The 23,793-nt window shown below is 73.8% G+C and carries 22 protein-coding genes; 9 read left to right on the top strand and 13 right to left on the bottom strand.

Annotated features, from left to right (window positions below):
- Positions 1–4 precede the first annotated feature (4 nt).
- Complete coding sequence (locus tag QSK03_RS07285; RefSeq protein ID WP_285649856.1) at positions 5–256, bottom strand: DUF3039 domain-containing protein; 252 nt, start codon at positions 254–256, stop codon at positions 5–7.
- A gap of 143 nt (positions 257–399) precedes the next feature.
- Here QSK03_RS07285 and QSK03_RS07280 point away from each other — a divergent pair, with 143 nt between their 5' ends.
- On the top strand, positions 400–1,998 hold the full coding sequence (locus QSK03_RS07280) for a hypothetical protein (protein ID WP_285649854.1): 1,599 nt from the start codon (positions 400–402) through the stop codon (positions 1,996–1,998).
- 1,042 nt (positions 1,999–3,040) lie between these two features.
- Positions 3,041–4,249 (top strand): DUF1996 domain-containing protein, encoded by a 1,209-nt coding sequence (locus QSK03_RS07275; RefSeq protein ID WP_285649853.1) that lies wholly within the window; start codon positions 3,041–3,043, stop codon positions 4,247–4,249.
- A 9-nt stretch (positions 4,250–4,258) separates the two neighbouring features.
- Here QSK03_RS07275 and QSK03_RS07270 read toward each other — a convergent pair whose 3' ends face one another.
- The 7 genes from QSK03_RS07270 to QSK03_RS07240 all read right to left on the bottom strand — a co-directional run bounded on the left by QSK03_RS07270 (position 4,259) and on the right by QSK03_RS07240 (position 9,215).
- Entirely contained in the window at positions 4,259–4,714 is a 456-nt protein-coding gene (locus tag QSK03_RS07270) for a hypothetical protein (protein ID WP_285649851.1), read from the bottom strand.
- A 58-nt stretch (positions 4,715–4,772) separates the two neighbouring features.
- Positions 4,773–5,228, bottom strand: coding sequence for a DUF3099 domain-containing protein (locus tag QSK03_RS33110; protein WP_352231957.1), 456 nt, complete (start codon positions 5,226–5,228; stop codon positions 4,773–4,775).
- 96 nt (positions 5,229–5,324) lie between these two features.
- Entirely contained in the window at positions 5,325–5,915 is a 591-nt protein-coding gene (locus tag QSK03_RS07260; protein WP_285649849.1) for an HhH-GPD-type base excision DNA repair protein, read from the bottom strand.
- 4 nt (positions 5,916–5,919) lie between these two features.
- Entirely contained in the window at positions 5,920–6,447 is a 528-nt protein-coding gene (locus tag QSK03_RS07255) for a GNAT family N-acetyltransferase (protein WP_285649847.1), read from the bottom strand.
- A complete protein-coding gene (locus QSK03_RS07250) occupies positions 6,444–7,193 on the bottom strand; it encodes a DUF1365 domain-containing protein (RefSeq protein ID WP_285650084.1) in 750 nt (249 codons plus the stop codon). Before QSK03_RS07250 ends, QSK03_RS07255 begins: the two co-directional genes overlap by 4 nt.
- 62 nt (positions 7,194–7,255) lie before the next feature.
- Entirely contained in the window at positions 7,256–8,497 is a 1,242-nt protein-coding gene (locus QSK03_RS07245; protein WP_352231955.1) for an NAD(P)/FAD-dependent oxidoreductase, read from the bottom strand.
- A gap of 13 nt (positions 8,498–8,510) precedes the next feature.
- Complete coding sequence (locus tag QSK03_RS07240) at positions 8,511–9,215, bottom strand: alpha/beta hydrolase (protein ID WP_285649845.1); 705 nt, start codon at positions 9,213–9,215, stop codon at positions 8,511–8,513.
- A 101-nt stretch (positions 9,216–9,316) separates the two neighbouring features.
- Between QSK03_RS07240 and QSK03_RS07235 the strand changes: the two genes are divergently transcribed.
- Complete coding sequence (locus QSK03_RS07235) at positions 9,317–9,778, top strand: peroxiredoxin (RefSeq protein WP_285649843.1); 462 nt, start codon at positions 9,317–9,319, stop codon at positions 9,776–9,778.
- 23 nt (positions 9,779–9,801) lie between these two features.
- Here QSK03_RS07235 and QSK03_RS07230 read toward each other — a convergent pair whose 3' ends face one another.
- Positions 9,802–10,626 (bottom strand): DUF1295 domain-containing protein, encoded by an 825-nt coding sequence (locus tag QSK03_RS07230; RefSeq protein ID WP_285649841.1) that lies wholly within the window; start codon positions 10,624–10,626, stop codon positions 9,802–9,804.
- Complete coding sequence (locus QSK03_RS07225; protein ID WP_285649839.1) at positions 10,623–11,948, bottom strand: SAM-dependent methyltransferase; 1,326 nt, start codon at positions 11,946–11,948, stop codon at positions 10,623–10,625. Before QSK03_RS07225 ends, QSK03_RS07230 begins: the two co-directional genes overlap by 4 nt.
- A gap of 153 nt (positions 11,949–12,101) precedes the next feature.
- On the opposite strand from QSK03_RS07225, the gene QSK03_RS07220 reads away from it, so the two are divergent.
- The 3 genes from QSK03_RS07220 (at position 12,102) to QSK03_RS07210 (ending at position 14,600) form a co-directional block, all read left to right on the top strand.
- Positions 12,102–12,785: a M50 family metallopeptidase gene (locus tag QSK03_RS07220; protein ID WP_285649837.1), complete on the top strand. Its 684-nt coding sequence runs from the start codon at positions 12,102–12,104 to the stop codon at positions 12,783–12,785.
- A 187-nt stretch (positions 12,786–12,972) separates the two neighbouring features.
- Entirely contained in the window at positions 12,973–13,698 is a 726-nt protein-coding gene (locus QSK03_RS07215; protein WP_285649836.1) for an alpha/beta fold hydrolase, read from the top strand.
- A gap of 53 nt (positions 13,699–13,751) precedes the next feature.
- Entirely contained in the window at positions 13,752–14,600 is an 849-nt protein-coding gene (locus QSK03_RS07210; protein ID WP_285649834.1) for a lysophospholipid acyltransferase family protein, read from the top strand.
- A 332-nt stretch (positions 14,601–14,932) separates the two neighbouring features.
- Here the strand turns inward: QSK03_RS07210 and acs are convergent, their stop codons facing one another.
- Positions 14,933–16,867, bottom strand: a complete 1,935-nt coding sequence (acs, locus tag QSK03_RS07205; protein WP_285649832.1) for an acetate--CoA ligase — start codon at positions 16,865–16,867, stop codon at positions 14,933–14,935.
- A 242-nt stretch (positions 16,868–17,109) separates the two neighbouring features.
- Here acs and QSK03_RS07200 point away from each other — a divergent pair, with 242 nt between their 5' ends.
- From QSK03_RS07200 to QSK03_RS07190, 3 genes are all read left to right on the top strand, one after another.
- Entirely contained in the window at positions 17,110–18,609 is a 1,500-nt protein-coding gene (locus QSK03_RS07200) for a DUF7782 domain-containing protein (protein ID WP_285649830.1), read from the top strand.
- Positions 18,606–19,031 (top strand): D-aminoacyl-tRNA deacylase, encoded by a 426-nt coding sequence (gene dtd / locus QSK03_RS07195; protein ID WP_285649826.1) that lies wholly within the window; start codon positions 18,606–18,608, stop codon positions 19,029–19,031. Before QSK03_RS07200 ends, dtd begins: the two co-directional genes overlap by 4 nt.
- A gap of 155 nt (positions 19,032–19,186) precedes the next feature.
- A complete protein-coding gene (locus tag QSK03_RS07190; protein WP_285649824.1) occupies positions 19,187–20,182 on the top strand; it encodes a sigma-70 family RNA polymerase sigma factor in 996 nt (331 codons plus the stop codon).
- A gap of 231 nt (positions 20,183–20,413) precedes the next feature.
- On the opposite strand, the gene QSK03_RS07185 is transcribed toward QSK03_RS07190, so the two are convergent.
- Together QSK03_RS07185 and QSK03_RS07180 are read right to left on the bottom strand one after the other, a co-directional pair.
- Positions 20,414–20,911, bottom strand: coding sequence for a hypothetical protein (locus QSK03_RS07185; protein WP_285649822.1), 498 nt, complete (start codon positions 20,909–20,911; stop codon positions 20,414–20,416).
- Between the two features lie 76 nt (positions 20,912–20,987).
- On the bottom strand, positions 20,988–23,777 hold the full coding sequence (locus tag QSK03_RS07180; protein WP_285649820.1) for a bifunctional acetate--CoA ligase family protein/GNAT family N-acetyltransferase: 2,790 nt from the start codon (positions 23,775–23,777) through the stop codon (positions 20,988–20,990).
- Between the last annotated feature and the right edge of the window lie 16 nt (positions 23,778–23,793).

Raw genomic sequence — 23,793 nt, 5'->3', positions numbered from 1 at the left:
TGGGCTACTCCCCGTCGTCACCGCCCCGCGGCATCTTGTTGAAGATCTCCTTGCACGCCGGGCACACCGGCGAGCCCGGCTTCGGCGACCGGGTCACCGGGAACGTCTCCCCGCAGAGGGCCACGACCATCGACCCCGTGACGGCCGATTCGGCGACCTTGTTCTTCCGCACGTAGTGGAACATCTTCGGGTCGTCGTCGCCCGTGCGGTCGGTCCCCTGCGGGCGGGTGTCGGGAAGCACCGCGGTCTGGCTCATGGCTCCATGATGCCCCACCGACCCGACACGGGGCTCACACCGGCCCGGGGTGTGTGGCGGGCCGATCCCGCGAAACGGCACCCACGCCGTCGACGCCGCTGTCACCGTGACGAGCACCTGATCCCCGGCGACGAGGAGCGTCCGTGACCCACCCGGCCCACACCCTCGGCCGCGGTCCCGCACGGCCGCTCCCGTCGCCGCTGGTCCCGCGGCGTGTCGGGGACATGGCCGAGGTCCCCGACGATCCCGGCTCGCGCACCACGGCCCTGCTCGCGTTCGTCACGGAGCACCGGGCCCGGCTGCTGCGGGTCGGGCTGCACCTCGTGGTCGCCGCGCTCCCCCTGCTCGCCATCTCGGCGCACGTGTTCGGCCTCGTCCCGATGAACGTGACGGCGGGGCTCGTCGTCGTCCCGCTGACGCTGCTCGCGGTGATGCTCGGGGTGTTCTCGCCCGCCGGCGAGGAGCGGATCGTGCTGGCCGGGGCGATGTGGGGCGTGCTCGCCACCCTCGTGTACGACGCCGTGCGCCTCGACACCGTCTACCTGCTCGGGTGGTGGGGCGACTTCATCCCGCGGGTGGGCACGTGGATCCTCGACATCGACGCGGGGCAGTCGGTCCTCGGCGCCGTGGTCGGCTACGCGTGGCGCTACCTCGGCGACGGCGGCGGCATCGGCGTCGCGTTCTTCGTCCTCGTCGCGGCCACCGGGCTGCGGCGCTGGGGCGAGCGCGCGACGGTCACGGCCGCCGTCGTGTTCGCGGTCTTCCCGGTGTGGACGGGGCTCGTGGCCACCGTCGCGCTCGCGCCGCGCGGGCAGCAGCAGATGTTCACGCTGACCCCCGCCACCGTCGCGCTCTCGCTGGTCGGGCACCTCGTCTTCGGACTGGTCCTCGGGCTGGGCTGTGCGCGGTGCCGGCGCCTCGAGCAGCACTGGCCGTGGATGCCGCTGCTCGACCGGGGACGTCCGGTGTCGGTCGTCCGGAGCCCCGTCCGTGACGGGCGGTGGGGGCCGCCGGCCCTCGTCGCGCCGCCGGAGACCGACGCCGAGCGCACCGAGATCCGGGTCGAGCGCCCGGTACCGCTGCCGCGCGCCGCCCCCGGTGGGCGGTCCGCGACCGGTCCGGCGCTCGTGCCGGAGGGCCGGCGGGCTTCGCCGGTCTCGGGGCCGGTCCCGTTCGCGCGATCCCGCTCGGCGTCCCCGGGCGAGCGGGCGTCCGGGCCGGTCCGTCTCGACCGGCCGTCGGGGCCGGTGCCGATCGAGCGACCGTCGGGGCCGGTGCGGCTCGACCGGCCGTCGGGTCCGGTCCCGGTGGATCGCCCGTCGGGGCCGGTGCGGGTGAACTCGCCGTCGGGGCCGGTGCGGGTGGACTCGCCGTCGGGGCCGGTGCGGGTGGACTCGCCGTCGGGTCCGGTGCCGGCTGGCTGGCGCGCCTCGGCGGGCAAGCGCCCGTCGGCTCCCGTGCCCGCGCGCGATCCCCGGTCCGGTCCCGTCCGGCTCCCGGACCGGGGCCGAGGACCCGAGCCGGTCCGGGAGCGCCACTCGGGTCCTGTGCGGCTCGCCGCACCGGCCTCGGCGACGGACCGTCCGCCGGGAACCGTGTCGGCCGGGAACCCCCATTCCGGCCCTCTCCCGACCTGGTCGCGAGCCGTGCCGACCGACGCCCGCGACCCGTGGCTCGGCGATGGCGGAGGAGAGGCCGCGAGTTCTCCCAAACCGCACCCGGGCGCCGCAGCGCGCGGCTAGCGTCCGCGCCGCGGAGGACGGATGCGGGGGACGGAGGGCGATGACCAGGTCCGGAGGGGGCTCGTGGCGGCGCGCCGGCGCGCGCCCGCCGGCCTCCCCGACCCCGGACAGCCCGTGGGACGCGCTCGACCGCGAGCGCCGCGGTCCCCGACGTCTCCCGGTGCTCGTGCTCGCTCTCGCCGCGGCCGCCGTCCTGGTCGTCGGCGTCGCCGTGACCGCCGGGACGCCGGCCGTCTCGCACGGCGGGGTCGTGGCGGTCGCCGACGACGACGAGCAGGGTTCCGACGACCAGGGATCGGGCGGCGACGAGGGATCCGGCTCGGGCGGCGGGCGCTCGGACGAGGGTTCGGGCGGGCAGGACGAGGGTTCGGGGTCGGGTGGCGGCTCGGGATCGGGTGCGGAGTCCGGGGCGGGCTCCCCGTCGGGCTCGGGCGCCGGGTCCGGTGCGGCGGGGGAAGCGGCCGCGTCCGGGTCCCGGTGCGACGCGGGCGCGGGAGGTGCGGGGTCGGCCGGCTCGGGATCGGGAGCCGGCGGTTCGGCGTCCGGCGGTTCGGCGTCCGGCGGTTCGGCGTCCGGCGGTTCGGCGTCCGGCGGTTCGGCGTCCGGCGGCTCCGGCGGCTCCGGCGGCTCCGGCGGGTCGAGCTCTGGCGGATCGAACTCCAGCGGATCGAACTCCAGCGGATCGAACTCCAGCGGATCGAACTCCAGCGGATCGAACTCCAGCGGATCGAACTCCAACGGGTCGAGTTCTGGCTCGGGGGCTTCGGGCTCGGGTTCTTCGGGCTCGGCTTCGGGCTCGTCGGACTCCCGATCGTCAGGCTCCGGCAGTTCCGGCAGTTCCGGTTCCTCCGGCTCGGGCTCCTCGGGCTCCTCGGGCTCCGCTTCCGGATCCGGCTCGTCGGGGTCCGGTGCGGACAGCGGATCGGGCGGCGGCTCCGGTTCAGCCGGCGGCTCCGGATCGGGTGGCGGCGGCGGGCAGGGCGGCGGCGGGCAGGGCGGCGGCCAGGAGTTCCCGAATCGCGACAAGATCGGGCGGGCGTGCGTGAACGAGTACGTCGACATGCAGCAGATCCGGTCGCTGCAGAACCCCGGTCAGGGCGGGGTGTTCTCCGGAGGCAGTTACTCGATCACGTGCGCGATGAGCAGCCACCACAACTCGGACAACTTCGTCATCGCCCCGGGCGTGCGCAACGGCGCCCAGCACACGCACGACTACGCGGGCAACGAGGGCACCAACTTCGCCTCCGTGGACCAGACGCTCGAGGAGTCCTCGACGACGTGCACGAACGGCGACCGCCACCCGTTCTTCTGGCCCGTGCTCCGCGACCTGCGCGGACAGGGGCCCGACGTCGGCGCCGACGGCGGCAGCCTCGACGGCAACATCGGCTCGTTCGTCGAGCCGTCGTCGGTCGACTACACCTTCCACGGCCACGGCACGCGGCGCGCGGAGGCGATGCCGCTGAACATCACGCTGGTCACGGGGTCGGCCAAGGCCGGCACGAAGAACGGCGAGGGCAGCAACGCGAAGTTCACGTGCTCGGGAGCCGGCGGGCGGATGACCGACCTCTACGCCATGTGCCCGCAGGGCTCGGCGCTGCAGCGGGTCTTCGACTTCCCCAGCTGCTGGAACGGCCAGGACCTCGATTCCGAGGACCACCACTCGCACATCGTCTATCCCGACGAGGACGGCGAGTGCGCCCAGGACTTCATCCCGGTACCGGCGCTGCGGGTCACCGTGAACTACGACGACGTGCCGCCGGGCCGGCAGTTCGCCATCGACAGCTTCCCGGAACAGCAGCACAACCCGATCACCGATCACGCCCTGCTGGAGTACCTGTCGTCGGAACGCCGCGCCCAGGAGGGCGTGGAGTGCATCAACGCCGCCCGGCGGTGCACCCAGGGCGCCGAGCAGGACGCCGCGGCCACCGGGTCGTCCGACGCCGCCGACCAGGTGCCGCCGTCGCGGAACTTCGCCCACGCCCTGGCGACCCACGCGACCGCGCACTCCTCGCACCCGTCAGCGGCGTCCGGGCACGGCGGCTCCCACGCCCGACCCGGGGCCGGGCACCACACCGTCCCGGGAGCCGACGGGCCCGCGTCCCGCGCCCTGCCCGCGACGCTCCCGCCACCGGACGCCGGGACCGGACCGCTCCGGGCGTGGGGCGCCGGGTCGACCCTGGGACCGCTGCCCGGCCTCGCACCCCTCCCGCCCCTGGCCGCGCCGCTCGGACCCGCCGATCGCAGCACCTGAGCGCCGAGGTCAGGGCACCTTCGTCCACTCGACCACGATCGCCGGCGTGCCCTCGGGGTCGACCCGGACCGGCAGCACCGCACCGGGGCGGACCGCGGCGACGTGGGCGAAGGGCACACGCACGCGTCGACGGACACGGCGCCCGCCGACGTCGAGGTCCAGGACCGGCAGCGGCTCGGTGCCGATCGCGCTCGACGTGCTCGTCACCGTCACCACCTGCGCGGCTGTCGGTATGCCCCGCCGGGCGGTGCGCTCGAGCGCGGCCGGGCTCCCGAACCACCGGCGCTGCAGGACGATCCAGACTACGCCCTGCACCAGGAGGTTCCCGCCGAGCACGGCGAACGTGAGGGCCGTCGCGAACCGCGCGGTGTCCTCGAGCACCGGCAGCGCCACCGGGAGAGCGACCAGACAGAGCGCGGCGCCGGCGAGGAACCACCGCCCGAGGCGCTCGAACGTGACGGTCATGCACTCCCCCGCTCCTCGTCCCGCACGATCATCGCGGGCGGGGCGGGGTGCGCGGTAGCTATCCCTCGCTGCCGGTGCGGGGCGGCGGCTCGGTGTCGACGACGTGCGGGGGCTCGTGGTCGGGCGCGTCCTGACGCGCCTGGCGCGGGGCCTCGGTGCGCTGGCCGCGCCGGTCGAGGGCCTCGGCCGCCTCGATGATCTGGGCGTCGGGCACCGACCCCAGCTCGCGGTGGTTCTTGCGGTAGCGGTTGGCCTTCTCCGACTTCTTCGGCGGCCGGTCGTTCGCGATGAGGACCGCCACCCACGGCAGCGGCACCGACAGCACGATGAACGCCACCGCGACCCACGGCAGCTGGAAGGCGATCCCGAAGACGCCCGCGAGCAACAGGCACGGGATGCGGCACGCCATGATGATCGAGTACCGCTTCTTGCGCGCAGCGAACTCCTCGTCGTACGAGACCGCCGCCTCGGTGATCAGGATCGGTTGCCCGTCGTCGTCCTGACGTCGGTTCACGCTCGTCGCCTCCTCGGCACCTGCCCTCGCCGGCGGGTGCCCACAGCATCCACCCTCAACCCTGGTCGTGGGTGGCGCCACCGGGAGCACGGTCGCTCAGGAGCTCGCTTCCGCCTTCGCGGCCTTCGCCGCCTTCTTCTGGGCCTGCTTGAACTCGCGCACCTCGCCGAGCGTCACGGGGTCGACGACGTCGGCGATCGAGCGCCGCGAGCCGTCGTCGCCGTAGTGGCCCGCCGCCTCACGCCAGCCCTCCGGCTCCACCCCGCACTGCTTCCCCAGCAGCGCGGTGAAGATCTGCGCCTTCTGCTTGCCGAAGCCCGGCAGCGACTGCAGGTTGGCGAGCACCTCCCGCCCGCTGCCCGCGTCGACCCAGAGCCGCTCGGCCTCCCCGCCCCAGTCGGACACGATGAGGCGGCACAGCGCCTGCACCCGCTCGGCCATGGAACGCGGGTACCGGTGCAGCGCCGGCGGCCCGGTGAAGGCCGCGACGAGCGCCTCGGTGTCGTACTCCGCGATGCCCCGGGCCGTGATCGGGCCGCCGATGCGCTCGGTGAGCAGGGCGGGCGAGGCGAAGGCGCGCTCCATCGGGAACTGCTGGTCGAGCAGCATCCCGATCAGCAGCGCCAGCGGGTTGGTGCTCAGGACCGCGTCGGCGTCGGCGTCCTGCGCGAGGGTCAGGTCGGGCACCCGCTCAGCCTCGCAGATTCTTCTCCAGGACGGCGAACCTGAAGTCGTCGTCGCGCGGCTCGCCGACCCCTTCCTCCCCGTACGGGAACGGCCGCGACTCCCCCGTGCGCACGTAGCCGCGGCGCTCGTACCAGGCGATGAGCTCCGCGCGGCGGTCGATCACGCACATCACCATCGTCGTCGCGCCGCGGTCGCGGGCATGGTCCTCCGCGGCGTCCAGCAGCGTCGACCCGATGCCGCCGCGCTGGGTGCCGGGCCGCACCGCGAACATCCCGAACGAGGCCGTCTCCGCGCCCGGCTCGAGGGTGACCGCGGCGCATCCGACCAGGTTGCCGGCCACGAGGACGGTGATGGCCGGGTTCGCCACGTCGGCGGCCAGCAGCTCGCGCGTGGTGCGGGGCCCGTCGATGAGGTCGGCCTCGGAGGTCCAGCCCTCACGGCCGGACGGCCCGCGGTAGGCGCTGTGGACGAGGGCGAGCAGGGAGTCCACGTCGGCGGCCTCGGCGACGCGGATCGTCAGCGGTGCGGTCACGGGATCCCAGTGTGCCGTGTCGTCGGCGCCACGAGCTGGTCGTCGCCACGATCGACGTCGGCGGGTGTGCGCGTCACGACGGGGACCCCGCGTGCCCAGAGCCCGATGCCGCGGCGGCGGATGGCGGCCGCGACCCGCAACGTCACCAGCGGGTGCCGCAGGGTGGCGGTGAGCACGGCGCGCGGGGTCGCGGGACGGCGGCGCCCGCGCAGCGTCGCGACGAACGCGGTCGCACCCTCGCGGCGCAGGACGACGGTGGCGCCGAGCGTGTCGCCGGGCTCGGGCACCCGCATGCGGTACTCGCCGTCGACGGTGAAGAACGGCGAGACGTAGAAGTCCTTGTCGACCCGGGCGCGACCGTCGTCGTCGACGTCGAGCAGGTAGTGGTGGCGCCCGCCGTAGGTGTTGTGGACCTCGGCGACGACCGCGACCAGCGCCCCGGAGTCGTCGCGGCACCAGTAGAGCGTGATCGGGTTGAACACGTACCCGAGGACGCGGGCGTGGGCGAGCATCAGCACCCGCGCCGGGCGGGCGATCCCGCGGGCCGCGAGGAACGCGTCGAGGTTCTCGCGGATCGTGCGCCGCGGGTCGCCGATGTGGTCGGCGGCCTCGAACCGTGCGAACGGGCGCAGCGGGGCGGGCAGGCGCGGGAGGTCGTCGAGGTCGACGAGCCACAGGTAGAGCCGGTGGGTGAAGGCGTGGTCGAGCCGTTCCAGACGCCGGTGCCCGACCTCCGCCTCGTAGATCGCGGGCGCGAGCGTGTGGCGATACGGACGCTCGGTGGCAGCGGTGGCCCACCGCTGACGTCTCACCACGTCACCCCGAGCGACGCGGCAGCGCGGACACCGGCGGCGCAGCCGTCCTCGTGGAAGCCCCAGCCGTGGTACGCGCCGGCGAAGGCGAGGCGGTCGTCGTTGAGCGCGGGCAGCCGGCGCTGGGCCGCCACGGACTCCGGCGTGTAGGCGGGGTGCTCGTAGGTCATCTTCGCGATCACCGTCGACGGGTCGATGCGGTCCGCGGCGTTGAGGGTGACGACGTGGGTGTCCGGCCCGTCGAGGCGCATGAGCCGGGTCATGTCGTAGCTGACGAGCACCCGGTCCTCCCCCGGCACGCGCAGCAGGTTCCACGACGCCCGCGCCCCGGCGGCGCGCGGGAGCACCGAGGTGTCGGTGTGCAGCCAGGTCTCGTTGCGCGAGTACCGGAACGCGCCGAGCACGTCGCGCTGCTCCGCGGTCGGCGCGGCCAGCAGCCGCAGGGCGTCCGGGGCGTGGGCGGCGACGACCGCGCGGTCGAACCGGCGCTCGACGTCGGCGTCGTCCCGCACGAGCACCTCGTCGCCGGAGCGCACCAGCGCGCGCACCGGCGTCGACACCTCCACCGCCGAGAGGCCCTTGGCGGCCCGCTCGACGTACGAGCGCGAGCCGCCGACGACCGTGCGCCACTGGTGCGACCCGCCGACCGAGAGCATCCCGTGGTTGGCCAGGAACGCGAACAGGTACCGCGCCGGGTACTGCCGCGAGAGCTCCGCGCCCGACGACCACACCGCCGACACCACGGGGACCGCGAACGTCTCGACGAAGAAGCGCGAGTAGCCGCCCGCGTCGAGGAACGCGCCGAAGGTCACGTCCTCCCCCAGCGGCGACGAGCCGTCGACGACGGCACGGGCCTCCCGGTGGAACCGCAGGACCTCGCCGAGCATCCGCAGGTAGCGCGGATACGCGACGTTGCGCGGCTGGGCGAACAGCCCGCGGAGCCCGCGGGCGCCCGCGTACTCGAGACCGGTGGCATCGTCGCGGACGCTCATGCTCATCTCGGAGTCCTGGGTGGAGACCCCGAGCTCGGCGAACAGCCGCAGTAGGTGCGGGTAGGTCACGTCGTTGTGGACGATGAAGCCGGAGTCGACGGCGAGCGGGCCGACGTCGTGGGTGTGGGCGTGCCCGCCGAGCCGGTCGTCGGCCTCGAAGAGGGTGACGTCGTGGCGACGTTGGAGCAGGTAGGCCGCCGTCAGACCCGCGACGCCCGCACCGACGACCGCGACCCGCTCGCGCACGCCACCACTCCCTCTACGGATCCTCCAGCGGGACCTCGAGCCCCTCGGGGTCCCCGGCCGCCATGGCCTTCGCGACGGCCTCGGTGAACGGTTCGAGACCGAGCGCCCCGAGGGCGAAGTGTGTGACCAGGTCGTGCCACGCCGCCGCCCGGCGCAGCATCGCGTGACCGTCGCCGTGCACATCGAACCGTGCCACGCGGTCGGACACGGTCGCGACGCGCTGGGCGAACCGCAGCGAGGCGCGCGGGTCGGTCATGCGCTCGCGGTCGCCGTGGGCGATGAGGACGGCCTGCCCGGCGAGGTGGGCGTACGGCTCCCCGCGTTCGATCCAGGGCGCGAGGCCGGCCACCCCGACGACGCCCTCGTCGCCGCCGACGCGCAGCGCCGCGCGCCCGCCCATCGAGTGCCCGACGAGGACGACCGGCACGTCGCCGTGGCGCGCCCGGACGTCGCGCAGCGCCCAGCGGGCGTCCTGGACGGGGTCGAGGTCGGGGGCGTTCCAGCCGCGGTAGCGGTAGCGCAGCAGGGCGACGTCGACGCCGCGCCGGGCACCGGCGGCGGCGAGGCTGCGCGCGAAGGGCACCATGCGCAGGTACGGCAGCCGCAGGCCGTCGGCCGGCCGGCGGTTGTCCGGGCTGCCGCCGTGCAGCACGAGGACCGCTGCGGAGACGGGCCGCCGGGTGGCGGGACGGACGCGGTCGAGGCGCGGGAGCGTCACCGGCCGCCGTCCCGGAGATCGAACCCGCGGCCGCCGCGGGACGAACGCCCCACCGACGACACCAGGCATCCCGGCGCGCGGCCGGGAGGAGGGAAGCCCCCATGCAGGCCGGAGACACCGCCCCCGACTTCGAGCTCGCCGACGACACCGGTACCCGCCGGACCCTGTCGGAGCTCCTCGCCGGCGGCCCGGTGGTGCTGTTCTTCTACCCGCTGGCCTCCTCGGGCGGCTGCACCCAGGAGAGCTGCCACTTCCGCGATCTCGCGGGCGAGTTCGCCGCCGTCGGCGCGCAGCGTGTCGGGATCAGCGCGGACTCGGTCGAGAAGCAGCACGCGTTCTCCTCGGAGCACTCCTTCGACTATCCCCTGCTCTCCGACCCTGGCGGCGTCGTCGCGAAGCAGTTCGGGGCGAAGCGGTCGTGGCTGCCGGCGCTGCCGGTCAAGCGGAAGACCTTCGTCATCGACACCGACCGCACGGTGCTCGGCGTCATCGGCGGCGAGATGAAGTTCGACAACCACGCCGACGACGCCCTCGCCCTGCTCCGGTCGCGCCAGGGCGCCTGACGGTCGTCCCGGCCCGGGCCCGCTCACGTGGCACGGGCCGGGCGCGAGCCCGGGGGCAGCGGCAGGAAGCCCGAGGTCCGTCGCACGTACTCGTCGTAGCCCGGGCGCTGGGACATCGACTTCTCGGTCAGCTCCTTGCCCGTCACCGAGACGAGCAGGTAGGTCATCAGCAGCGGCCCGACGACGCTGACGAGCGCGAGCGGGTGGCCGGCGGCGACGACGAAGACGCCCCACCAGACGCACGCGTCGCCGAAGTAGTTCGGGTGCCGGGTGTAGCGCCACAGCCCGCTGTCGAGGATCTTCCCCTTGTTGTCCGGGTCGGCCTTGAACGCGGCGAGCTGGGCGTCGCCGACGCTCTCGAAGACGAACCCGACGAGCCAGAGCAGGGCGCCGACGACCACGACGCCGAGCACGGTCGACGCCCGCACCATCGCCGCGAGCACCGGCAGCGAGACGACGAGCATGACGCCCGCCTGCGGCAGGTAGACCTTCCGCAGCACCGTGGCCGTCACCGCGCCCGGCGGGTGGTCGTCGCCGAGCATCTCCGCGTAGCGCGGGTCCTCGCCCTTGCCGCGGTTGCGCCAGCCGATGTAGAGCCCGAGGCGCAGGCCCCACACCGCCACGAGCGCGAGCGCGACCGTGCGCACCAGCGCGTCGCCGACGCCGAGCACGCCCGAGACCACGTACGCGACGACCGCGACCGCCACGAAGCCCAGGCCCCACGTCACGTCGACGACGCTGTGCCGGCCGGTCGCCCGCGCGACGACGAGCGTCAGCGCGAAGGCGACGACGACCGTCGCCACCGCGCCGACGAGCAGGAGGCCGAACGCGCCCAGGTCGAAGCTCACGACTCGTGCGTACCCGCCTCCGCGCGCGCCGGCACCGACCAGTCGTCACGCGTGGCAGGCATCCCGCTGCAGCCGCGGTCGGTCGGGCGGGCGAGGAGGATCTGGTCGACGCCCATCCGGTTCTCCTCGAACGCCAGCGCGCCGCCGGCGAGGTAGAGCCGCCACATCCGGGCGCCCCGCTCGCCGAGGAGCCCGACGGCCTCGTCGAAGCGGTCCTCGAGCGTCGCGAGCCAGGCCCGGATCGTCGGCACGTAGTGCTCGCGCATGACGTGGACGTCACGGACCTCGAGCCCGGCGTGCTGGAGGAAGGTCAGGGTGTCGCCGACGGGGCGCATGACCATGTCCGGCGTCACGTAGGTCTCGATGAACGCGCCGCCGCCCGGGGCGTTGGCGCCGCGCGACATCTGCTGCACGAGCGCCCGCCCGCCCGGGCGCAGCGCGCCGTGCAGCGTCGCGGCGAACGTCGGGTAGTGCTCGTCGCCGACGTGCTCGCCCATCTCGATCGCGCTGACGGCGTCGAACGGACCGTCGGTCGCGGTGATCCGCTCGGCGACGTCGCGGTAGTCGAGGAGGTCGACCTGGACCTTCTCGGCCAGACCCTCGGCCCGGATGCGGGTGTTGACGTGGTCGCGCTGCTCGCGGGAGATCGTCACGGCGCGGACCTGGGCGCCGTGCTCGCGGGCGGCGTGCACGGCGAGCGAGCCCCACCCGCAGCCGATGTCGAGCAGGCGGCGGCCGGGCGCGAGGTCGAGCTTGCGGCAGATCAGCTCGAGCTTGTCGTGCTGGGCCTGGGCGAGGGTGTTCTCCGGCGCCGTGTAGTAGCCGGACGAGTAGGCCATCGACGCGTCGAGCAGGAGCGCGTAGAAGGCGTTGCCGGCGTCGTAGTGGTGGGCGATGACGTCGCTGTCGCGGCGGCGGCTGTGCCGGCGTCCCTTGATCGTGATGGCTTCGGGCGGCGGGGCGGGCTTGGGGCCGATCAGCCCCAGACGTGCCGCGTTCGTCGCGAGTCCGGGCAGCTCGCGGGCGCCCGGTCGCCTCTTCGTGATCGTTCCGGAGTTGATGAGCGTCCACATGGTGGAGAGGCCGTCGGCGAGATCGCCGTCGACGTCGAGGTCGCCCGAGACGTACGCGTGCGCGAGCCCCATCTCCCCCGGCTCCCAGAGCAGACGGCGCAGCGCCCGCCGCGAGCGCAGCACCACCGTCGGCACCCCGGGCCCGGGCGCCGGGCCCGCCTCGCTCCCGTCCCACGCCCGGATCCGCACCGGCAACGGCCCGTCGAGGAACGCCCCGACCGCTCCCGCGACCCGCTGTGCTGCATCCACCGTGCTCTCCCTCCGTCGGCTACCGCAGCACCATCGGACCGCGCCGGCGATCGGTTCACCGGTTGGCCATTCGTCACAACCGGATGTCGCGATCGGGTCTCCCCGGCGCGTCGTTCGGGTGATCCGAGTACGAACTGTGCTCGGATTCACCCCATGGGGGTGGGACTGGGAGTCAACGACGTCCCGATCGTGGGAGAGCCGCTCGCCTACGGGGTTGGCTTCATCGCACTTCTGCTCGTTCTGGGCTCTCGATATCTGGTCGCCTACATCAACACCCTCGCCCACGAAGGCGGTCACATGCTCGCCAACCTCGTCACCTTGCGCGGCACCGACTACTGGGAACTCGAGGACAACGCCGACGGCGGGACGATGCCGAAGAATGTCGGCGGCTGGATCAGGAAGAACATCGGCTCCTTCGTTGGCTATCCGACCCCGCCGCTCCTGGGCCTGGCGGCCGCAGCACTCATTGCCGTGGGCAATCCGTGGGCGGTTCTTCTGGCCTCGATCGTCCTTTCAGTACTTGCGGTGGCCTTGTCCAAGGGCGGCCTCGCCTTCCTCGTGCCGACTCTGGTCGTCCTCGGGCTCACATGGTTGCTCCTGGCGGGTTCTGGCAACCTCCAGGCTGTCTTCGCCGTCGGGATCGCCTGGGTGCTCCTCATCGGCGGCTTCGTCAAGAACGTCAGTCTCCTGGGGGCCCCATCTCAGGACGGCGCCAATCTCGCCGGGAGAACCCTGATCCCCAATTTCGTGTGGTCGCTCATTTGGATCTTCATTGCACTCGTTGCCTTGATCGTCGGCGGGCAGCTCCTCCTCCGCCCCGGTTACGGCATCGGCTGACCCCGGCGCGCCCCAAGATCGCTCCCGGTGCTCCGTCGACCCGATGTCATGGGGTCAGAGGAGCACCTGGACGGATCATGGCCCGATCCTCGCCGCTTCCGCCCGGTCGCCGACCCGGCCAGGATCGGTCGCACCCTCGGCGACGGTGCCGGGAGGACGGCTCTCGACCGCCCGGGAGGACACCCCGATGAGCACGTACGTCCTGGTCCACGGATCCTGGCACCACGGCGGCCTGTGGGAGGGGGTGGCCGAACCCCTCCGCGCGCAGGGCCACACCGTCCACACACCGACCGTCGCCGGGCACGGCCCGGGCGTCGACAAGGCCGTCGACCACGACGACTGCGTCGCCTCGATCGTCGACCACATCCTCGGACACGACCTCACCGACGTCGTCCTGCTCGGCCACAGCTTCGGCGGCACCGTCATCGCCCGCGTCGCGGAGGAGATCCCCGAGCGGCTCCGGCGCCTGGTCTTCTGGAACGCCTTCGTGCCCGCGCCGGGCAACTGCCTCGACGACGAGACCCCGCCGCACTACCGCGAGCTCTTCGCCCAGCTCGCCGGCGCGAGCGGCGACAACACGATCATGCTGCCGTTCCCGATCTGGCGGGAGGCGTTCATCCAGGACGCGCCCCTCGAGCTGGCGCAGTCGACCTACGAGCTGCTCTCCCCCGAGCCGTACCAGCCGTTCCGCGACAAGCTCGCCCTCACGCGCTTCTACGAGTCCACGATCCCGCGCTCCTACATCAACGCGACCGAGGACATCGCGCTGCCGCCGGGCGAGTGGGCGTGGCACCCGCGGATGTCGAGCCGGCTGGGCATGTACCGGCTCGTCCAGCTGCCGGGCAGCCACGAGGTCATGTTCACCAACCCCGGCCTGCTGGCGGAGAAGATCGTCGAGGCCGGGCGCGACTGACCCGGGGGCTTCTACGCATGCACGACCCGGGCCGGACAGACATGATCTGTGTCATGGCGCGGCAGGACCGACTCCGGCGGATCTCCCAGTCCCACGACCGTCGGCGCTCGGGGCGGGCGATCCGGCTCTGGCGCAAGCTCGCGATCTGGGTGCTCTACCCGCGCACGGACCGCGGCTTCTGGTACGGGTTCGCGATCGACGTGCTGTGGCCGGTCCTCATGGCCGTGGCGCGCTGGGACTTCCGCGGCGGCCGCCAGATCCCGACGTCGGGGGGCGCGCTGGTCGCGGTGAACCACCTCTCGCACGTCGACCCGATCGTCCTTGTCGCCTACACGCTCGCCCAGGGCCGCGTGCCGCGGTTCCTCGCGATGAAGGAGCTGTGGGGCAAGACGGTGGTCGGCGCACCGCTGCGCGGCGGTCGGCACATCCCGGTCGACCGCGGCAAGTCCGGGATCGAGGCCTACCGGGCGGCGGTCGAGGCCGTCGGGCGCGGCGAGGTCGTCGTGGTCTACCCGGAGGGCGGGTTCGCCGACCACTCCGACGGCTGGCCGCGCGCCGCCCGCACCGGCATCGCGCGGATGGCTCTGGAGACCGGCGCTCCCGTCATCCCCGTCGCGCAATGGGGCTCGAACATGCTCCTCCCGCCGACGGCGACGCGACCGACGCTCTTCCCGCGCGCCACGTTGCAGGTCCTCGCCGGCCCGCCGGTCGCCCTCGACGACCTGCGCGAGGGCCGCATCGGCCGCAAGGCCCTGCAGGAGGCCACCGACCGGATCATGGGCCGGATCACCGAGCAGCTCGCGGTGCTGCGCGGCGAGGACCCGCCGGAGCGCCCCGCCCCGCACGAGACGGAGCACCCCGACCACGCGGCCGCCGAGCTCCAGCCGCCGGCCGTGAGCTGACCGGCCCGGTCCCGGAGATCAGGAGCGCGCCACGCACCGGCATCCGTCGCGCCGGGTGCACAGCGCGCTCTTGATCTCCGGCCCCGCACGGTCTCGACGAGCCGACCCGCGCGCGCCTGGTCGTGATCAACGGGGACTTCGTGCGCGTAGAAGCGGCGAACAGCGCGTTCGCTGCAACCACGAGCGCGTTCGCTGCAAGCCCGGGCGCGTTCGCTGCACACCACGGCGCGGCGACCCCTCGGAACGACCAGAGGGCACCGCGCCGTGCCTCCGGCACGTGAGCACTTCGGAGTGCCCAGGCACTCCGAAGTGCTCACCTGCGCGGAGCGCACCTAGCCCTGCATCTGCTTCTGCATCTCCTCGACGACGGAGGGGTCGACGAGCGTGGACGTGTCGCCCAGCTCCTCACCTTCGGCCAGGTTCTTCAGCAGGCGCCGCATGATCTTGCCCGACCGCGTCTTCGGCAGGTCGTTGGCGAAGATCACCGACGCCGGGCGGGCCAGCTTGCCGATCGACTGGGCCACCTGCTCGCGCAGCGCCTGCTCCAGCTCCTCGGTGCCCTGCTTGTCGCCCTTGAGCGACACGAAGGCGATGATCGCCTGGCCGGTGTCGTCGTCCTTGCGCGCCGCGACGGCGGCCTCGGCCACGTCGGCGTGCTCGACCAGCGCGCTCTCCACCTCGAAGGTCGAGAGGCGGTGGCCCGAGACGTTGACGACGTCGTCGATGCGACCCATGAGCTGGATGTCGCCGTCGGCGTCGTACTTGGCGCCGTCACCGGCGAAGTACGCGTCGGAGTACTTCGACCAGTACGTGTCCTTGAACCGCTCGTCGTCCTTGTAGAGCGTGCGCATCATGCCCGGCCAGGGCTGGGTGAGCACGAGGTTCCCGGTCTGCTCGACGTCGAGCTGGTTGCTCTCGTCGTCGCGGATCTCCGGTCGCACGCCCGGGAACGGCTGCTGCGCCATGCCGGGCTTGAGCGTCGTGATGCCGGGCAGCGGCGTGATGAGGATGTGCCCGGTCTCGGTCTGCCACCAGGTGTCCATGATCGGCGCCTTGCCGCCGCCGACGTGCTCGCGGTACCACTCCCACACGTCGGGGTTGATCGGCTCGCCGACGCTGCCCAGGATCTTGATCGAGGACAGGTCGTGGCCCTCGAGGTGCTGCTCGCCCGCCTTCATGTGCGACTTGATCGCCGTGGGCGAGGTGTAGAGGATCGAGACACCGTACTTCTCGATGATCTTCCACCACACGGCCTTGTCCGGGTAGCCGGGGACGCCCTCGTAGAGCACCGAGGTGCACGCGTTGGCCAGCGGGCCGTACGTGATGTAGCTGTGCCCGGTGATCCAGCCGATGTCGGCGGCGCACCAGTAGACCGAGTCGTCCTTCACGTCGAAGACGAGGTTGTGGGTCGTCGTGACGCCGAGCAGGTAGCCGGCCGTCGTGTGCACGACGCCCTTGGGCTTGCCGGTCGAGCCCGACGTGTAGAGGAGGAAGAGCAGGTCCTCGGACTCCATCGGCTCGCACGGGCAGCTCTCGGGGTCGTCCGAGACGTTCGCCGTGAGGTCGTGCAGGTAGACGTCCCGGTCGTTCATCGGGATGTCGGCGCCGCTGCGCCGCACCACGACGATCTTCTCGACGGTGGTGGGGCCGGCGTCCAGGCCTTCGTCGGCGTTGGTCTTCTGCGCGCCGGCCTTGCCGCCGCGCATCGCCTCGTCCTGGGTGATGAGGACCTTGCACTCGAGGTCGTTGCAGCGCTCGGCCACGGCCTTGCCGCTGAACCCGCCGAACACCACGGTGTGGGGCGCGCCGAGCCGGGCGCAGGCGAGCATCGCCACGACGGCCTCGGGGATCATCTGCATGTAGATCCCGACCGGCACGCCCTTGCCGACGCCGAGCTCCTTGAGGCCGTTGGCCATCTTCACGACCTCGCGCTGGAGCTGCGAGAACGTGATGTCGCGGGTCTCGGACGAGTCCGGGCCGTCGTCGGGCACGACGTGCAGCGCGACCTTGTCGCCCTTCCCGCCCTCGACGTGCCGGTCGACGCAGTTGTAGCAGGCGTTGAGCTTGCCGCCGACGAACCACTTCGCGTACGGCAGCTGCCAGTCCAGGACCTGGTCGTAGTCCTCGAACCAGTCCAGGCGCTGCTTGGCCTGCTCGTCCCAGAACGTCTCGAGGTCCTGCTCCTTCATCTCCGGCCGGACGTTGGCCGTCCTGGACAGCTCCGGGTCCGGCGGGTAGGTCTTCCCCTCGCTGGTCTGTTCCGACATCCGCGTAAGCCTCCCGGTCGTCGTCCCGGGCACCCCCCAGCGTCTGGACGCGTGGTGCCCCGTGCTGTGTGCGCAGCGTCATGCACAACCCCGACCTGTGACAACGGTGCGTTCGGAGGGGTCGCGGACAGGGTGGCGAGGACCGACTGCGGCGGCAGTGTGACGATCTCCCCGTGCCCCGACCCGACCACCCCGACGCACAACGTCGCCGTTCGGACGGTGTCGTGGCTCCACATGCCCGAATGTGGCGTGGCTTACGCACCGCGCTGCTCCGGGGAGGTTTCACCGTCGACGGCGTCAGCGCCCTGCTGGGGTCGACGGCCCGCGCCGCGCTCGACCGCGGCGAGACGACACCCGCCCGCCGCGCCGTCCGGGACGCCGGCGACGCGGGCACGTTCGTGCGGCTGTTCCTGCTCGGCGACACCCTGCCCCGGGCCGACGTCGCCGCCGCCCTCGAGCCGGTGGCCGTCGTCGACGCCGTCACCGCCGGGCTGCTGAGCGAGGAGGACGGCCTCGTCACGGCCGCACTCGACCTGCGCCCGCACGGGGACGCCGCCCTGCCCGCCGCGCCGCCGTGGTGGGTGCTCTCCGACCTCGAGGTCGGCCCCGCCCTGCGCACCGCGGGCCGGGAGCACGTCCTCGGCACCGGGGCGGCGTCGCTGTCGCTGGCCCGGGCGACCGTGCGCCGCCCGGTCGGCACCCTGCTCGACGTCGGGACGGGGTGCGGGGTGCAGGTCCTGCACGCGTCGGGGCACGCGGAGCACCTCACCGCCACCGACGTCTCCGAGCGCGCCCTGGCGATGGCGCGGGCGACGTTCGCCCTGAGCGGGATCGGGGCGGAGGTGCTCCCGGGCCCGTGGCTCGAGCCGGTGGCCGGGCGGCGCTTCGACCAGATCGTCAGCAATCCGCCCTTCGTGCCGGGCCCGCCGCAGGTCGAGCACGTGTACCGCGACGCGGGGCTGGGCGGGGACGGGGCGTCGGCGCTGCTCGTCGGGGCCCTGCCGGCGCACCTCACCGAGGGCGGCGTCGCGCAGCTGCTCGCGTCGTGGCTCATCACGTCCGAGGACTGGACGGAGCGCCCGCAGGCGTGGCTCGCGGAGGCGGCGCGGTCGGCCGCGCCCGGCGGTCTGGACGCGTGGGTGGTGCAACGGGACGTCGCCGACCCCGCCCTGCACGTGGGCACCTGGCTGCGCGACGCGGGCGTCGACCCGGCCTCGCCCGAGGGCACGGAGCTCTCCGAGCGGTGGCTCGACTTCCTCGCCGCCGAGGGCGTCCACGCCGTCGGCTTCGGGTTCGTCACGCTGCGCCGGACCGCGCCGGACGTGCCCGGGACCGTGGTGTGCGAGGACCTGCGCCAGTCCCACGACGACCCGCTCGGCCCCGAGATCGAGGCGTGGCTCGACCGCACGGCCTGGCTGGCGCGCCACCCCGGCGAGGCGCTGCTCGACGTGCGCCTGCGCGTGCCCGACACCGTCGCCCTCGAGCGCGGGCTGGTCTCCACCGACGAGGGGTGGGAGCCGGTGGCCGCGACGCTCGTGCGTCTCGACGGCCCCCAGTGGCGCCACGACGTCGACGAGCTCGGCGTCGCCCTGCTCGCGGGGTGCCGCGGGTACCTGCCGCTGCGCGATCTCGTCGGGCTCCTGGCCGTCGCGCACGGCCGCGACGCCGACGAGCTCGCGGAGGCCGCGCTGCCCGTCGTCCGCGACCTCGTGCACCACGGGATGCTGGTGCCCGCGCCGTGAGGGCCGTCGTGAGCCGCGTGACGTCCGCGCGCGTGGTGGTCGACGGCGAGGTCGTCGGGGAGCTCGACCGCCCCGGCCTGCTCGTCCTGCTCGGGGTGCACCGCGACGACGGTCCCGACGCGCCGGCCACGATGGCCCGCAAGCTGCACGAGATGCGTCTGCTGCGCGACGAGGAGTCGTGCGCCGAGACCGGCGCGGGGCTGCTCGTCGTCAGCCAGTTCACCGTCTACGGGGACACGCGCAAGGGCCGGCGGCCGTCGTGGTCGGCTGCCGCACCGCCCGCCGCCGCGCACGCCGCCGTCGACGCCGTCGTGGCCGCGTTGCGGGCGCGCGGGGCGAGCGTCGCCACCGGGAAGTTCCGGGCCGACATGCGCGTTGAGTCGGTCAACGACGGCCCGTTCACCGTGCTGGTGGAGATCTGACGGAGTTGCCTCCGGGTGGCGCGTGCCATGCGTCAGGCACGCCACATCGGGCTACCCCTCCGTTGTATCCCAGTTCGGGAACGAACGCCGCCCCCGACGCGTTCGACCAGATGACGCGGCGCCCCAGCACCTTCGCGCCGCGCAGGGAGGAAGCAATGACGGCGACACTCGCACCGCAGACCGGCCCCGAGGCGGCCGTGCCCGCCGGGCCTGCTGAGAGCGATCTCGACGCCCAGGGCCCTGCGGCGGACCTCGTCCGCGTCTACCTCAACGGTATCGGAAAGACCGCGCTCCTGACGGCCGCCGACGAGGTGGAGCTCGCCAAGCGCATCGAGGCGGGCGTGTACGCCGCGCACCTGCTCGAGGACTCCGCGGACATGGACGGCCAGCGCGCCGCCGACCTCCGGGCCGTGGCCCGCGACGGCCGCCGCGCCCGTGCCCACCTGCTCGAGGCCAACCTGCGCCTGGTCGTCTCGCTGGCCAAGCGCTACACCGGCCGCGGCATGCCGCTGCTGGACCTCATCCAGGAGGGCAACCTCGGTCTGATCCGCGCGGTCGAGAAGTTCGACTACACCAAGGGCTTCAAGTTCTCGACCTACGCGACGTGGTGGATCCGCCAGGCCATCACCCGCGGCATGGCCGACCAGGCCCGCACCATCCGCCTGCCCGTCCACCTGGTCGAGCAGGTCAACAAGCTGGCCCGCATCAAGCGCGACATGCACCAGACCCTCGGTCGCGAGGCGACCAACGAGGAGCTGGCCGAGGAGTCGGGGCTGACGCCGGAGAAGGTCGCCGACCTCCTGGACCACAGCCGCGACCCGGTCAGCCTGGACATGCCGGTCGGCTCCGAGGAGGAGGCCCCGCTCGGGGACTTCATCGAGGACGCCGAGGCCACCGACGCCGAGTCGACGGTCATCTCGGGGCTGCTCCACGACGACATGCGCCGCGTCATCGCGACGCTGGACGAGCGCGAGCAGAACGTCATCCGGCTGCGCTACGGCCTGGACGACGGCCAGCCCCGCACGCTCGACCAGATCGGGCGCCAGTTCGGGCTCTCCCGCGAGCGGGTCCGCCAGATCGAGCGCGAGGTCATGGTCAAGCTCCGCGACGGCGACCGGGCGCGCCGCCTGAAGGCCTACGCGGCCAGCTGAGCGGGATCTCCGGGGACGCAGCGTGACCGGATCGGTCACGTTGCGGCCGCCCGAAGTGCGCATTGACGGTGACTCGCCGGTAACGGCAGTCTGAATCACACGGGCCGGGTGTGATCGCACTCACGTGGAGCGCACCGGTCCGGCCAACCACGAGGCAGGCGGCGCGCGACGCGGCCCGCCGGCGACGGGAGACCGGGACGGTCGGGGGCCGGCCCGGTCTTCCGGCTTTTCCTAGGGCACCGCACCCGTGAGGACGACCCGGCGCTCCCCCAGCGGCGCATCGAGGGTCACCTCGAGCGGCGGGTACACGAGCTCGCGCGTGCACGGTCCGGGACCGGTGCTGAACTGCACCACGCGCAGCACCACCCGGTCGGCCCCCTGCTCGACGACCTCCGCGCGTGCGTCGGTGCACCCCCCGGCGCGCCCGTAGACCCCCACCACGCGGTCGCCCCGCGTCCACACGAGCGTCGGGAGCCCGGCGGGCAGCGCGCCGGCGTCGACGCGCTCGGCGGGCAGCGCGCCGGCCCCGGCGGGCGGCGTCGCCACGAGCGGGTCGGGGGTCGCCGGCACCGGTCGGTTCGACGGCGGCGGTGCGCCGGTCGGGATCGTGGGCGGTGCCTCCGGCGGCGGTTCCGGTGTGCCCCCGGACCCGCACCCCGCGGCCAGCAGCACGATCGCCGCGAGCAGGCCGAGGCGCAGGGTCGTCGGGAGCATCGGTGCGCGGCGCATGGTCCGTCCGACCGTAGGGCTCCCCCGGGCCACCCCGCCGCCCCGACGCGGTCACTCCTTCGTGAGGTGCGGCTCCTCAGCGCAGGCGGCGGGGACCGGCGTCGCGGGGGCCCGGCGGCGGGCCGAGGGTGACGGTGACGCCGGTCGGGTGGGCGCCGCGGTCGGCGGCCAGCACCGGGTCGAGCACCAGCGACCGGATCTCCGGCACGGTGTCGGCGAGCACGCCGATCCGCAGCACGAGGTCCTCGAGCGCCGGCAGGTCCGCGCGCCGGGCGCCCCGGTAGCCGTCGAGCAGCGGCGCGGCGCGGGGCGCGCGGACCAGCGTCGCGGCGTCCATCGTCGACAGCGGGGTGGCGCGGTAGGCGCGGTCGCCCAGCAGCTCCCCCACCACGCCCGCGAGGCCGAACGACACCAGCGACCCGAACGACGGGTCGTCGCGGATCTCCACCACGCACGGGATGCCGGGCGGCGCCTGCACCTGGACGTAGACCTCGTCCGCGCCCGACAGGTCGACGAGCTGCTCGTAGGCGCTCGCGATCGCCGAGGACTCGGTCAGCCCCACGTGCACCCCGCGCAGGTCGGTGCGGTGGCGCCACCGGCGGTCGGCGGTCTTGAGCACCACCGCGCCGCCCAGCTCCCGCGCGGCCGCGACCGCCTCGTCGGCCGAGCGCACGCGGCGGAACGGGGCGACGACGACGCCGACGCAGCGCAGCAGGGCGTCGGCCTGCTCGTCGGAGAGCACGGTGCGCGGCGCGGGCGCCAGCTCGTCGACGAACGCCCGCGCGGCGTCGACGTCGACGCCGGAGGGTACGACGAAGTCGCCGACGGGGCGCGAGCGCCACTGCGTGTAGCGCACCGCCCGGGCCAGCGCGAGGACCGCGCGCTCCGGGCTCGGGTAGGACGGGATGCTGCCCCGCTGCGGGCCGGCGTCGCGGTGCCCATCGCCGTGCCCGCTGCCGTGCCCGTTGCCGTGCCCGTTGCCGTGCCCGTTGCCGTGCCCGTTGCCCCGGCCGTCCTCCTCGGCGCGCACCGTCAGCACCTCGGGCACGCCCTCGGAGGCCAGGAACGTCGAGACCACCGGTTTGTCGGCGCCGCGGACGGCGTCGGCGAGGGCCTGCGCGTGGTCGGTCGGGTCGGTGGTGACCGCCGGGACGAAGGCGACGACGAGCGCGTCGCACTGGTCGTCGGCGAGCAGGTCGGTGACCGCCTCGCGCAGCTCCTCGGCGCCGCTGGCGGTGCCCAGGTCGACCGGGTCGCGGGCCAGGAACAGGCCCTGGGCCAGGACGACGTCGGCGGCGAGCACCCCGAGCGCGGTCGAGTTGCCGACGATCCCGATCCGCGGGCCCGGCGGCAGCGGCTGGTGGGCCAGCAGCTGGGCGGCGTCGAAGAGCTCGTCGACGGAGTCGACCCGGATGACCCCCGACTGGTCGAACACCGCCGCCACCGCGGCCTCGTCGATCGGCTGGGTGCTGGCGGCGAGCCCTGGCGCGGCGGCGACGTGGCGCCCGCTCTTCACCGCGACGACGGGCTTCTGGCGGGCCAGCCGGCGCGCGACGCGGGCGAACTTCCGCGGGTTGCCGAAGGTCTCGAGGTAGAGCAGCACGACGTCGGTGTCGGGGTCGGTGTCCCAGTACTGCATGAGGTCGTTGCCCGACAGGTCGGCGCGGTTGCCGGCCGAGACGAACGACGACAGCCCGAGTCGGCGGTCCGCGGCCGCGGCCAGGATCTGGATACCGAGCGCGCCGGACTGGCAGAAGAACCCGACCCGCCCCGGCGGGGGCAGCACCGGCGCCAGGGAGGCGTTCAGTGACACGTCCGCGGCGAGGTTCACCACGCCGAGCGCGCTCGGGCCGACGACCCGCATCCCGTTCGCGCGGGCGTCGGTGACCAGCTCGCGCTGGGCGGCGAGCCCGGTCGGGCCGGTCTCGCCGAAGCCCGAGGTGATGACGACGAGCGCGCGCACGCCCTTCGAGAGGCAGGCGTCGAACACGCCCGGCACCTCGTCGGGCGGCACCGCCAGCACCGCGAGGTCGACGTCGTCGGGGATGTCGGTGACGGTCGGGTACGCCCGCACCCCGCGCACCGAGCGTGCCTCCGGGTGCACCGGGTAGACGGGCCCGGTGAACCGGCCGCGCAGCAGGTTCGCCAGGACGACGTGGCCGATCTTCGTCTCGTCCGGCGAGGCGCCCACGACCGCGACCGAGCGCGGCGAGAGGACGTTCGCCACGCTGCGGGCCTCGGCGCGCTGCTCGCGGGCGTGCTGGACCTCCCGGGCCCGCGAGGTCGACGCGACGTCGAACTCCAGGTGCAGCGTCGAGCCCTCCAGGGCCCGGCTGACCTCGAACCCGGCGTCGCGGAAGACGCGCACCATCTGGTGGTTCTCGGTGAGCACCTCGGCGACGAAGCGCGTCAGGCCGCACTCGCGCGCCGCGGCCGCGAGGTGCTCCAGGAGGATCGAACCCAGGCCGCGGCCCTGGTGGTCGTCGCGGACGACGAACGCGACCTCGGCGGCCGACGACTGCGCGAGCCGCACGTAGCGCCCGATCGCGATGATCTCCCGGCCCAGCCAGAGCACGAGCGCGACGCGGTCGTGGTGGTCGACCTCGACGAAGTTCTTGAGGTCGCGCTCGGGGATGTGCGGGTAGGGGCTGAAGTAGCGGAAGTAGCGGGTGCGGTCCGAGAGCTGCCCGTGGAAGGCGACGACCGCGGCGGCGTCGGCGGACGAGATCGGCCGCAGGTGCGCGGTCGCCCCGTCGGAGGCGACGACGTCGGCCTCCCAATGCGCCGGGTAGGGGGCGTCGGGGACCGCGCGGACCTCCGCGGTGGCCGCGTCGGGGTCGGCGGTCTCGGTCGTCGACTCGGTCATCGAGAGCCCCAGGGGG

The sequence above is a fragment of the Actinomycetospora sp. NBRC 106375 genome (assembly GCF_030269665.1).
GTDB lineage: Bacteria > Actinomycetota > Actinomycetes > Mycobacteriales > Pseudonocardiaceae > Actinomycetospora.
Note: the sequence above shows the minus strand (reverse complement) of the source record. Positions and strands in the feature narration are given on the sequence as shown.